The 13995-nt window shown below is 35.6% G+C and carries 7 protein-coding genes; all 7 read right to left on the bottom strand.

Annotated features, from left to right (window positions below):
• Position 1: 1 nt before the first annotated feature.
• On the bottom strand, positions 2 to 748 hold the full coding sequence (locus AB1444_07145; GenBank protein ID MEW6526421.1) for a UPF0149 family protein: 747 nt from the start codon (positions 746 to 748) through the stop codon (positions 2 to 4).
• 124 nt (positions 749 to 872) lie between these two features.
• Positions 873 to 1823: a 2-dehydropantoate 2-reductase gene (locus AB1444_07140; protein ID MEW6526420.1), complete on the bottom strand. Its 951-nt coding sequence runs from the start codon at positions 1821 to 1823 to the stop codon at positions 873 to 875.
• 1416 nt (positions 1824 to 3239) lie between these two features.
• A complete protein-coding gene (gene recD, locus AB1444_07135; GenBank protein ID MEW6526419.1) occupies positions 3240 to 5042 on the bottom strand; it encodes an exodeoxyribonuclease V subunit alpha in 1803 nt (600 codons plus the stop codon).
• Positions 5039 to 8698, bottom strand: a complete 3660-nt coding sequence (gene recB, locus AB1444_07130) for an exodeoxyribonuclease V subunit beta (GenBank protein ID MEW6526418.1) — start codon at positions 8696 to 8698, stop codon at positions 5039 to 5041. Before recB ends, recD begins: the two co-directional genes overlap by 4 nt.
• The gene (recC, locus tag AB1444_07125) at positions 8682 to 12008 is read right to left on the bottom strand and encodes an exodeoxyribonuclease V subunit gamma (GenBank protein ID MEW6526417.1); all 3327 of its coding nucleotides are present in this window, start codon (positions 12006 to 12008) and stop codon (positions 8682 to 8684) included. The genes recB and recC overlap by 17 nt, the downstream gene beginning before the upstream one ends.
• Positions 12009 to 12237: 229 nt before the next feature.
• On the bottom strand, positions 12238 to 13272 hold the full coding sequence (locus AB1444_07120) for a DNA recombination protein RmuC (protein MEW6526416.1): 1035 nt from the start codon (positions 13270 to 13272) through the stop codon (positions 12238 to 12240).
• A gap of 76 nt (positions 13273 to 13348) precedes the next feature.
• Positions 13349 to 13504, bottom strand: a complete 156-nt coding sequence (locus AB1444_07115; protein MEW6526415.1) for a hypothetical protein — start codon at positions 13502 to 13504, stop codon at positions 13349 to 13351.
• Positions 13505 to 13995 lie beyond the last annotated feature (491 nt).

Raw genomic sequence — 13995 nt, 5'->3', positions numbered from 1 at the left:
TTTACACTTTCCCACAGCATTTTTTATATTTCTTTCCACTACCACAGGGACATGGATCATTGCGTCCTACTTTTGCAGACTGATAAAAATTTTCCTGCATTCTTTTTCCTTTAAGATAGTTATTTCTTAAATGTTTCCCATAATGGACAAGTACTTCTACAGCCACAGGAAGTGCCAAAATATTATCTGCAAGCTCTTGTTTAAATTTATCAACTCCTTCCTTTTCTACCATCTCTTTGCTCAGAGGCAATTTATCCGGATACAAGACATATGCTGTCATATATATCAGGAAAAAAGACGTATACACATGCTCTTGTGTGATTTGTAATATCTTAAGTATTTGTTCATCAGGTGGCATCCAATCGTTATAATTAAGGATAACACCCCGTACAAATCCATAACACCAATCCTGAACTAAATGAATCAAGTCATTTGTCATTTTTTTTTCGGTAATATTAAATGGGAATACCAGTTTATTATTATTCCAAGCATGAGTATATGCATTTTGAGCTTGCAATAGATATTCATTAAATGTGCTTACATCTTGAAATGAATTAAATACAGGGCTGGAGCTTCCAAAAATTGATGCAATAATCTCTTCTAATGATATAAATGGCGATGAAATGGATAGACAAAATAAAAAACCATCTAACTGTTCTAATGTGAGTGCATCCTTATTGAGTGATGGCTGCAAATATTTTTCTAATTGTTTTTTCTGCTTTTCTGAAAGGTATTCTATTTTTTCCATATGAATATCACCAACATATTGAGTAAAATAAATTTTATTTAAAAAAAGACTTTTAATTATTCCTTTGTACCGTTACTCAGCAAATAAAAGTTTTAGCCTGATATATAACCAGTACAATATTGTGTTACATATATTTATTTTCAATAAATTTAATTAACCCTGTTATTACTTCATTAACAGGCGTTTTAACACCAAGCTGTTTAGCCAATGAAACAACAGCTCCGTTCAATGCATCAATCTCGGTACGGCGCTTTGCCTGCATATCCTGAAGCATCGATGAGCGGTGTTCGCCCGTAGAAGGCAACAATTTAGAGTAAAACACTTCAATATATTCCTCTGCATTTTTATAATGGGTGGTGTATCCTGCCTTATCCATGGTTTCAAATATCTCATGGAAAATATCATTCATAATGGCTTTTGTATATTCAGACTTCCCTAACTCACCATACGGTACATTAAAAAGAGCACCTAATGGATTGAGTGCGCAATTATACAGCATCTTTGCCCATATATCTTTACCCACATCAGCTGCTATTTCTGCAGGCATCCTACCTTTTGTTAACTCGTTGGCAAGCGATAGTAACTTTTTATTATCTCCACCGTACAATGAACCCATATGGATTGCATCAGCATGAACCGTGATGTCAACATGGTGAAACTCAGGCTTAATATATCCAGTCATTACCCGTGCATTAAAGATTCTATCTTTTTCAAAGTATTGAATAAATTGCTCGGCATTGCCCCATCCATTCTGAAACAACACTATGGGACATGTACCAATTTTATGCTCGTATTGTTTTAACTCTTGTGCGATAGTTCCTGAAAGGTATGATTTAATACAAACACAGACATAATCAATTTTGATATTACCTATTTTTCCCAACGAATCATAGACTTTAAATACTCCGGGTTGTATAGTAAAATTCCCTAATACTCCAGTTTGTACAATGCCTTTTTCTTTCAGTACGCTCACCGTTGGCTCAACATCAATGATAATTACCTCATTGCCTGCTGTAATAAGGCTACGTGCTAAACCCAACCCAACAGCACCACCACCATAAATGAGTATGTTCATGAATTATCCTCACGTTCTAGCAATTGTATATTACGTAATTTATGCATACAGATGGAGAATTATATAAACATGTCTTTTTTTCAAGACTTTTTCTTCATTGCAATTTGTATATAATTACCAACATCCAATTTATATATCTTATGTTTTATTATGAAAAAAATAAAAAACCTCTGCGTTAAAACACAAGCAGAGGTTGTTTTATAACAACATTCTAACTTCTTTCACAACCACTAAAAGCTTATGACTCAATCCCCTGTCAGATGATTTATTTCCCAATACGTTCACCGTGTGTGCATTTATTACATGTATCGTGGTGCCTGTATCACAATCCCTATTAACAGAACTGTTTCCTTCAAATCAGTGTTTACACACTATATCTATTACCTTATATTTTCAAAACAACACATGTATTGACCCACATAATTTCTCTGCTCCTTAACCCACAAAGTGGGTTATACTATTTTATAACAAGCACTATATCACCACATTACAAAACCCCAGCGGGGGTGACATTACTGTAATAGTGCCATACAACCGCCTCATCAATCCCCGGAGGGGATGACATTATTGTAACCTCAATCTGAGTACCACACCACCAAACCCACGGAGTGGGTGACACTATTGTAACTGCGAAATATAATCATCTATACAACCCCCAGCGGGGGTGACATTACTGTAATAGTGCCATACAACCACCTCGCCAATCCCCGGAAGTGATGATAGTATTGTAACTTTAAGCTGATTATAACATAACACAACCCATCCCACATAGCGAGTAACATTATTGTAATAGCACCATACAACCGCCTCATCAATCCCCAGAAGGTTGACATTACTATAACCTCAAGCTGAGTAACACACCCTCCAACCCACGGAGTGGGTAGCACTATTGTAACCACCCAGCGGAATGACACGCCACCAAACCCCAGAGGGGTGACATTACTGTAACCTCAAGCTTAGTAACACACCACCCAACCCCGGAGGGGTGACATTATTGTAACCACCTAGCGAAATGACACGCCATTAAACCCCGGAGGGGTGACATTATTGAAACCCCCTATCAGCGGGGAAGTTTTCCTACCTTGGGATCCTAACCTCTGGAATTTCAAGCGTTTTCAAGCCCTTTTCCGCCAACCTCCCCAACAAATTGAGTAAAAATGTTGGCACTTTTTTATAAAACACTTATAAAGCCTGGAATTTCCAGCACTTTCATTGCCGCCAACCTACCACAAAAATGCCCTTTTATGTCACATCCCTGGGTTGGCGGAACCGTAAACCCCTTCTATTTATACAGTTTTCAAAGAACTGTTCATAAACTTAACTTATTGCTTATATTTTATTTCAATCCCATTTCTTTGCCAATTACTTCATATTTTTTTATAGTGAACCACTATAGTTATTGGCCAAAATCTTTTTCTACATCACCCATAATCGCTGTCGAATTCCCGATGTACGTTTTGTAGGATTTTTCATCATATCTAACACAATTTGCTTATTGCCAAGTATGGTCAAATGCTTTCTTGCTCGTGTAACAGCAGTATATAAAAGTTCCCGTGTTAACAGCATCTTCCAGTGCTCATTGTAGGCAATATCAATATGGGGCAAAATTAATACCACATGATTAAATTCCGAACCCTGACTTTTATGTACTGTAATGCTATATGCAGGCATATAGTCAGATAAAAGTGATGTATGGATTTTTCTAAAACCATCTGCTGTTTTAAAATACACCATATTATCATTGCCATTGTAAATCCCTGTATCGCCATTGTACACTTCAAGATTATAGTTATTGGCAGTTACCATAACAACCCTTCCATGATACCATTCATCATTTATTGATGGCTTTAATTGCTTTTCAATAATTGTATTATATGCTACCACACCCCATGGGCCTTTATTAAAGGGAGTTAAAATACATATATTTGCTATCTGTTGAAAGGCTTTATCAATATCTGTTTGTCCAATAACATCTGAATAGCATGTCTTTGTATACTCCTGTACTGTTGTATACAGCCAATCAAGCGAATCATATTCCTTAAATTCAACATCACCAAAATTATTTTGTAATACATCAAGAACTGCTTTTTCATCATTATTCCGTATGGCTTTAGCTAATGTAGCTATTCCGCTATCTGCACTAAATCTAAATGTTTTATTCAATATAACAATTGTGTCACGAACTGGATTGGATTTTTGCATGGTATTATCAATTGAGCAATTGCAATAGCGTAACAATTCCTTACCTGTATCAGTATATGAATAGTTAGAAGCACCCCAACATATATCACCAAAAAAAGCACCAGCCTCAACTGATGACAGCTGATCTTTATCACCAACCAAAATAAGACGGGCATTGAATTTGAGTGCCTTTATTAATTTTGCCACCAGTGGTATATCAACCATAGAACATTCATCAACAATAATTACATCATACGGCAATGGATTTTTTTCATTATAATAAAACTCAAGCGCATCTTTCTGGTAGCCAAGCAATCGATGGATGGTAAAAGATTGGTCGGGGAATATTATAGTACGATTGTTTTCCACATACGTGTCTTTAAAATAAGCTAAGGCCTGCATTAAACGCGAAGCTGCTTTACCCGTTGGTGCACACAATGCTATTGCACACTCAGGATGAGTACGTAATAGTTGATATACTATTGCTGCAATCACAGTTGTTTTTCCAGTACCAGGCCCACCTGAAATAACACAAAGCCGGTTAGTCAATGCCGTTATTTGTGCCAAAATCTGCTCATCAGAAAATGTAATTCCTTTTGTTTGCAAGTTATCAATGGTTTTGCTGCATTGCGCAATGGTTTCATCATCAATGCTATATTCTTGTGCAAACGCAAAAAAACTCAAAATTATATTTTCGTAAGTAAAGTAGCGGTAAAGGTAACAGTTGCCATCCACATACACCAGCGGCTTTGGCTTTTCCGCACTTTGTGTAACTACATCACATTCCAGTAAATATTTTTCCAATATATCTATATCAGGAAATGTTACATCATCAACATCAATATTTTCATCATACATAATTTGTTTTAATGTTTTATTGGCGATAGTTTCTAATGAAAGACAGCTATGTCCGCTAGCAGTAAAATAACTTGTACAAAATATTATTGCTTTCAGCACATCATCGTGACAATTATATTTGTTACAGATGAAATCTGCAAAGTGATGGTGAATTGTTTTGGTAGTACCAGGCACATTCATATAGTTACCCTGCCTAATAAACTATCAAGCTTACCAATAAAGGTAGCATCAGGCTTATGATAAAAAATTCCATATTCACATCCGCTGGAAGCATCAACACCCCGTACAAATATATAGAACACACCTCCAAAATTTTTTTCATAGTTATATGTTTTTCCAAGCACTAATTTTAAATATCTATGCAGGGCAACCGTATATATACTATATTGCAAAAAATACAGATGTGAACCAACAGCATCGTCTAACTTATTAATATGATACGCTTCAATGGATGTACCAAGAAGGTTTGACTTCCAGTCAACAATGTAATAGGCATTTTCATGTTCAAACACCATATCAATATATCCATGCATAAAACCGCTAATATCAGCAAATGATAGCTGTTCTAAAGCATTAGCATACTTCAAAGTAAAAAGACTGTGTTCCCTGAAAAGCTGTATCAATCGTTTGCTGTCAAGATGCTCTATGGGGTAATAGAACTCTACCTCATTCCTTCGCCGGTTAGATTGAATACGTGATAGAGAAGCAAATTTTGGCTTCAATGGCACAGTAAGCACATTGTTAACCATCTTTGCTATCACTTCTGTCCACATTGTATCAATGTTGTATTTTTTTAGTATATCACTTACAGCCCGTGCTATTTCCTTATTATCAGCATCAAATTCTATTGTTTCAAAAATCTTATGAATGCACAAACCGGGAATGCTCCCAGCAGGAAATGTAAAAATAGATCTTTCTTTTATCTCTTCTGTTATAATAACCGGAGCTTGCAACTCATCACTTCTTTCATCCTCTCTTTTGTACGATAGTGATGTATAGCTTGTAAGCTGCCATCCTGGTTTGATGGATTTTTTCAATGTTTTAATTGATTGCGGTTGCATCTGATGTAACTGCACAGTACCAGGTACTGGCAGTACTTCGTCTTTAATACACTGCACTGTAATGACACTACCTGATTGCTCTTCAATAGTTTTAAGATCTTTAAGCAACTCTTCGGATGTACGGTCAATACCATTTATAAAGTTTGCTATTGAATCCGTACTATTATTGAAATGAAAAAGATATCGCAATGCTGATTTTTTTGTTGTATTGATATTTCCCCATCCAATGTAACATTTATACTTTGCACGAGTTATGGCAACATAAGCAATTCGTAATGATTCTGCAAGTTGTTCGCATTCTGCAATAAATTTAATTTGTTCATATTCATCATCTCCAAACAATAAAGTCTTTTCCTCATTTTGATTTTTATTAAACTTAAACGATATATTTGTTTTGTAATTATCATCCTCGTTATCATGAAAAACAAATATTTCATCTAATGAAGAAACATTAAAAAGATAAGGGCAAAAAACTATAGGATACTCCAACCCTTTACTTGCATGTATGGTTACAATCTTTACAGCATTGGCGTCTGATTCTAAACGCAATTGCTGATCTTCAACATCCGCTGCAACATACATTGCCCTTTTAAGCCATTCAACAAGAGTTAAAGGATCAAGTTTTTTCCTTCGTTCAGTATCAGCCAGTATCTCAGCACAGTGCAGTATATTGGTTATCACTCTTTCCCCATCAGTGTACTGTAAGATGTTTTTTGCAACTGTATCTATATCATTTTTTTTATTAACTATCGAACCATCATGAAGAAGATGCTGCATCATAACAATAAAGCCTTTTGATTTCCACACATTTAAGTATGTTGCACACTGCATCTTAATGCCATCCAATGATCCCTGTTGTTCCATCTGGATAATATCATTGCCACAATAGCCAAACAGACTTGTTACCATTGCCCGTTTTATTGCAGTGGTTGACGAAGGATGCAGTATTGCCTCAAGAACGTGTAACAATTCCCACACTTCAGGTGTGGCAAATATTGAATGTCTGCTATATAAAACACTATTAATACCATATTGTCGCAAAACACCTTGCACCAGCTCAGCTTCAGTGTGTTTGCTCACCAGAATTGCTATATCACTATATTGAAGTGTTTTTCCATTTATTGTAATGGAGCTCTTCACTAATTTTAAAATTTCGCTGGCCATATTTTTTGCTATAATTTTGCGCGCAACACCAATTGGAATGGATCTATCTTTATTGTTTTCAATAAACCATATATGAAGCGCGTTCTTGAAAAAATCAACATCCTGTATTTGTGATTCAACAGGATAATAGTGTATTTCACTAAATATAAAAGGATTTTGTAAACGATCAAAGATATAATTGATAGCTCTGGTAAGCGATGGAGTTGATCGGTGACTTTTATGTAATGTATATATATTATCAGCACTTTTTCTAGCCTTAATGTAGGCAAATACATCTGCTCCTCTGAAACTATAAATGGCCTGCTTTGGATCACCAATGATATAGAGCGTGTAACCTTCTTTTTTGAATATTGTTGTAAAAATGCTGTACTGCAATGGGTCGGTATCCTGAAATTCATCAATGAGTGCTGCTTTAAAGCGCGCCCGTACCCGTAATGCCAGTGGACTTTCTGTACCCTGGGCTAACGCTTTTTGCATATCTTTAAGAATATCCCTGAATGAAATAATATTCCATCTTTCTCTATACTGTGTATATTGCAATTCACTGTAATCAATAAATTCACGGTACGCAGCAATAATCTGTATCTTTATATTAATAATAATCTTTCTGCATTCTTCTAAAAGTTTAAAAAACTCATGCCAGTCATACGCTTTCTTACCTTCTTTATATTGACCTATCAACTTTGAAACAAAACCTGAAATTGAAAACTTATTAATACTTTTATTTATCTCATCATCTAACGCTGTATATATAGTAAGCATCAGTATAGCTTCTTGTAGTATAAATATATCATCTTCTTTATACGACCTGCCATTCAGCACTTTTTGAGCCAGCGCCTTGTAGTAATTTTCTTTAATTGCATCAAAGTCTGTAGTAAATCTTTCACGGATAGTTTCAATTTTTTTGGTAAGCAAATGCAGTTGTTGTTTTAATTCTTGTGGTTCAAACGTAATCTGCGGTAATATGCGTATATGGGGATCATCAGGCAATTTACGCAAAAGCTTTAACAGCCAGTTAACAAAATCTTTTTTTCCCTGATAAAACAATGCTACAAACTCTTCGCCCAGTGGAGCAATTGTTGTATAATAAAAATCCTCAACCACTCTTCTAATATATGGCGATTCATTCTCAACTAACTGGCTTCCAAAAAGCGAGCGGCTTTCAAAAGCAAATTCATTTAAAGTGCGGCTGCAAAAACTGTGAATGGTATATATATGTGCTTTATCAATATCACTTAATGCTAACTGTAATTTTTCTTTAATGGTTTCTTTATCTGTGCGATAGTTATTGGAAATATCCTTATTGCATAACAAATGAAGATAGGTATAGAGCTCTGCATAATTCTTTTGCACTGATGCATCACATCGTTCTTCGAGCATATCACGAGCAATTGTAATAAGCAAGCGTATGCGCGAGCGCAATTCATCAGTAGCAGCATTAGTAAATGTTACTACCAGAATATTGTCAATACTAAGACCTTTTTCAATAATAAGCCGCAGGTACAGATGGCTTATGGTATAGGTTTTTCCGGTACCTGCACTTGCTTCAATACAGTTTATGCCATCTAAAGAATAATCGCAAAAGTTATTAACACTACTCATCTTTGTCATTCTTCACTTCACACTCATCTATCATACTGAAAATTTTTGTTGAAATATCCTTAAATTCAGTATAAAGCGCTTCATCATTAAATATATTAACTTTATACAATGCTCGTTTAACATACGGATCACTATATTCAGATTGATTATATGTTTCATCAACTCTGCCATAAAATAAGCTTTCAAGATTATACTCAATATACTCATCACTGCTTCTTGTACTCTGTTTGGATTTATAAAATTCTTGTGATAAATTGGGAAAAAATGGGATAATTCGTCTGTTTCCCTCAATAAATAAATCTATGCAAGCATCCAGGAACTCTTTTGCTTTTTCAGCCTTGATGTTGATATATAGCACAGGATCTTTTCTATCCTTTGTTATAACATACGTTGTAATACCAGGCTCCAGAGTAACACATACAAATATATGCCACAGGAATGCCTTTAATCTGTCTTTGGGCTTTAGAGCACTATAACGACAAAAGACCTGTTTTCCTTCATACAGATCAGGTTTTCCTGTCAGCGTTATTCTATTATTGTAATGATATTGTAATTCATCGCTTGACATTTTCCCTGTGCAATACCGCTTCACCGTATCTACAAAATAACTTACTTCATCATGTGCTTTTTTAATAATAACATCACCTAAAATGGCATCAGGGACGCTGCCTTCCTTCTTTTTAAAGATAGCAAACTGCTGTATATCCTTGCCATCAAGGCACCATGTAACTAACTCATTGTTTAATCTATATTCATCCAATCCGTCTGTAACACCTAACAGTTCATCGCTATCTAATTCTATGACAGTATCATTAAAATTGATACCCAAAACCTTTTTAATGAAATAGCGCGATGGATTATAAAAAAAGGTAATAAGTTCATCCATAGTTATTGCTGTATTTTGTATATTTGATTGCAGTGATTTTACAATCAGCGGTTGGTAATTCTGCTTTTGACCACACAGCGTCTTACTTTCATCCAGCCACATTTTTGAATATGAAAAATATTTGCTGTGAGTATTAAAATATTCAGGATGGAAATGATGTAAATGATGCTTAGTAATAAGGAAATCTTTGATTTTATTACCTTTTTCACCCTGTATGTAATAACCCTGCTCAATATATTCCAGCAATTCATTGACAACTATCGATGGCTCTTTTACGCTTAAATCAATAGGGCTTTGTCCCTGATAGCTTATAAAAAGATACTCTTTTGCCGAAATAATACTTTCTAAAAACAAATAGCGATCATCATTTCGTTTTGAGCGAATACACCGTGGCAAGCTGTCTTTATATTTTTCATTGCGCATTATATCAAAGCTGATATTTTCGTCCATTCGAGGGAACTGACCATCATTCATACCAAGAAGGCACACAACCTTGAACGGAATGCTTCGCATTGGCAAAAGCTGGCAAAAGGTAATTCCTTTGCTTAAAAAATTGCTACTTACCCTTTGCTCATCAAGGAAATCGTCAATCCAGCTTTTTATAACCAAAAACTCAATATCTTCATTGCGATTGATGTCAGGAACTATCGCCCGTAATGATGAAAATAATTCCTGTATAGTTTCATAATCCCGTGAATGATTCTCTATATCAAGCATGGTGTGAATACAATTGTCGCAATAATCCAGCCATCGTTCCAAACTTTTAGGTTTCTGAGCTTCATCAAAAAAATAGAAAAGCGTGTTTAAAAAATTTATACAGCAACCCAAAACTTCAGACTGCAAACCTTCAACACTGTCAAATGGAATTATATCATCAACCAGGCCTGTTGCCTGTGGGATGGCATAACCCATAAGCAACCGCTCAATAGCATACTGCCAGGTAAACGCATTGCTTTGCGTGTTGGTATACTGTGCGCGGTGTGTAGCATCCTTACCCCATTTTACATTAAGTTTTTCCACCCATTGGCAAAAAGCCATCACTCCTTCTTTTCCAATTCCAAACTTGATTGCAATTTCGTCATAATCAAGTAGTCCGCAAACCTTATCTGCTTCAAGCCTGCCAGCTAAAACTGTATGCAAATCAGAAAATGCAGATATAAAACGGCTGGTATTTTTAAATGACTGGTCTGCAATGCAAAATGGCAATACAGGCAACCCTTCCTTTTTCATAACCTCTTCATCAAAAACTGCTTTAATGAAGGGCGCATATACATCTATATCAGGTGCCATTACTACTATGTCATTGGGAAGAACTGATGACGTACTGAGAATATCAATAATGTAATCCCGCAATACTTCAACCTCACGCAATGGTGAATGGCATGAATGAATGGTGATTGACCTATCGTCAGGTTTTACTTCAAGCTTTTTGTGTTCCCCTTTCCCCCGTGCAATGCAATTGTAAATATCATTTTGAATATTTGCAAGGAGTGTATTATTTGGTGGTACCGTATAGTTACTTTCATCATTAATATTTTCCTTAACGTTGTAATCCAGCAGCATCCCAATATATTCCTGTCCCACTTTGCCAAGCAAAGCCAGCAGTGGATTACCTGTTTCAAGATGCAGGTCATCAATTGAAATACGTTTTGATTTTATCTTTTGTTTTATACGCAGGATAGTTTTTTCGGTGCGCACATCGAACCAGTATTCTTTTGATGGATTAAGCTGAAAAATATGTACATCCACTATGCTGCTTATTGCGTTAAATAGTGTAATGTAATATTCAGGCAGCACAGTGATACCAAACAAAAAAACTTCCCCGGGCAGCTTTTCCTTCAACGCCTGTGTATTTTTACTATCCAGCAACGCTTTCAGAGCATATTCAAGTATCTGTGCTTTATGGCACATTTTTGAATCTGCAATTGTGTTCTTTATATAATGCCATAGGAGCACCTGCCATTGAGTTGTTGGATTTTTTTCCCATTGCAATATATCCTTATAAAAATACACTACATACTCATCGTACAGTTTTGCAAGCCTGTGAGCCAGCTGGTATAATCGCATCTGGCTTACAGTACCATCAACCATAAGGTAATTTTTAACCTGCTCAAATGGTTTTTCATTTATACATTGCGGCAGAATTGAAAAAAGAAGCCATACCAGTGCTTTATTAGTATATAGTGGCGATAGTTCATAGTCAGGAATCACTGCCCTGTAAATTTCCTGGGCAAAGTTTTCAGGAAAAGGGAAGCGGCAGTTTGTAAACACACCAAACTGCTCAGCAATTTTCAGCGAAATCCACCGCTGCATCCCCAAACTTTGTACAATAACGGTATGTTGTGATAGAATATCTTTTTTCCCACGAAAAAGATGCTCACCCAATATTTGTGATAAATATTCAAGATTGTTGCTGGTATGAAGATGAATCATAAAATTTATTAACTATTGATGTAATGTTTTCATACTTTATTTAAAAATATGTTGTTTAGTTTGTTTTCAATTACATTGCATTGTATACAGTATCATAGTGTAAAGCCAGTATTCAAGAAATTTTTATTTTACAATTGTAGTATACTTTACATAAATTTACAAAATCACCGGTGACATATAATGTCCCTTCATTAAAAATTTTTATACCAAGAGGCAAATTTTTAACAGATCAGTCTTTAAGAATAGGAACGTCGGTTGATGAAAGTTCTTCCAGTTTCAGAGTGTTTTCAAGTTTTGTTCTATATTTTTTTATATGACTATCGCCCACCCTGTAGCTTTCGGCAGCTTTTTCAATGCTTCTGCCTATCTCCTCATATTTTGTATAAAACAATTCAAACGCACGTTCCAGTTCCAATAATCCCGTTTGAATTTTTTTTACGCTTCTAATTATCTCTAAATTGCGCGAACCCACCACAACCAGTTGCAAAAATGCATAAAATGTGTTGGGGCTTACCGGTATAACCTTATTATCCTGAGCAAACTGGTATAAATCAGAAGGCATCCCTAAATAATTTTTTTCGGCGATAGTTTCATAATAGATAGCCTCTGATGGTATAAACATCAAAGCAAACTCCGCCGTCCCCTTCTCTGGTTTAATATATTTTTCTTTTATGCTTTTTATTTGCTTCTTGATGTCATTCACATAGGCATTCCAGTAATTCCGTTTTTCCTGTTCACCAGATGCTTCCAGATATTTTTGATAATTATCACGGGGGAACTTTGCATCAATAGGCACAATCATATCTTTTATCTTTACCACTGCATCAACTTTTTCTTTGCCATCAATAGCATACTGCGCTTCCCATATACCTTTTGGTAACACCCGTTCAAGCATTTCTTCCAGAATGGCCTCGCCATAATTGCCACGCAGCTTTGGTGCCTGCAACAGATCTTTTAACGACTGCCCTAACTTTTGGGCCTCTTCTTGCTGACGCGTAATTGAATGGATTGTTTGCCCAATTTCTTTTATGGTCTCAATTGTCTTTAATGTATGCTGTGCGATAGTATCTTTTGAAGCAGCTATTTCCTGACGAGCAGAATGCAACTCAGTATTAATAGCAGACTGCAATGTTAACAACTGATTTGCAAGCGCAGCGTTTATTTGCGATGCAACATCAGACGGCTGCCCTTTTAACAGAAGAATAATGACAAGAATGATTAATAAAACAAGCGCAACAAATATTGCTATTAAAAGATATTCCATAATTTTTTATTCCCCAACTTTAATTTTTTCGCATATTTTTATAATTGTCCACAACCCGGCGGACATCAGGCAAACATCACCTTTTTTCAGGATGGTTTACTGCACAGTTACATTGCTGCAGTTTTTTTGCAGCAACAATTCTTTCAAGAATAGTAGATTTCCCATTATTTTTTACATCGTTGATGATATCTTCTTCAGTATATTTAAAACAATAACAGACATATTTTTTCATAATACATACGCTCCTGATTTATCTGATAAATTTTGATATACTTATTATACGTATATCTTTTTATCAAGTCTATAAATAAAATGATATGAAGTTAAAAAATTATTAACTAAAGGTAATTTAAATAATAGTTACAGGATTAAGATTGAACTGTTACATTTAGTATATTCTGTAAATCATCATACATCACCCCAACCCCTTGTGGGGATGACATTATTGCAACCCCCAGTGGAGGTGACATTATTATTAAACAATTGCTATGCCACCAACATTAAGAACCCCCGGAGGGGGGTGACATTATTGTAAAAGGCATATCACTACCTTGCCAAACCCCCGGAGGTGGTGACATTATTGTAAAAGGCATATCACTACCTTACCTAACCCCCGGAGGGGGTGACATTATTGTAAAAGGCATATCACTACCTTACCTAACCCCCGGAGGGGGTGACATTATTGTCCACACCTTTAAATAAAAACTCGCTTTCGTTTCGTCC

The sequence above is a fragment of the Spirochaetota bacterium genome, assembly GCA_040756435.1.
Classification (GTDB): domain Bacteria; phylum Spirochaetota; class UBA4802; order UBA4802; family UB4802; genus UBA4802.
This window is presented reverse-complemented; position numbering and strand designations above follow the sequence as displayed.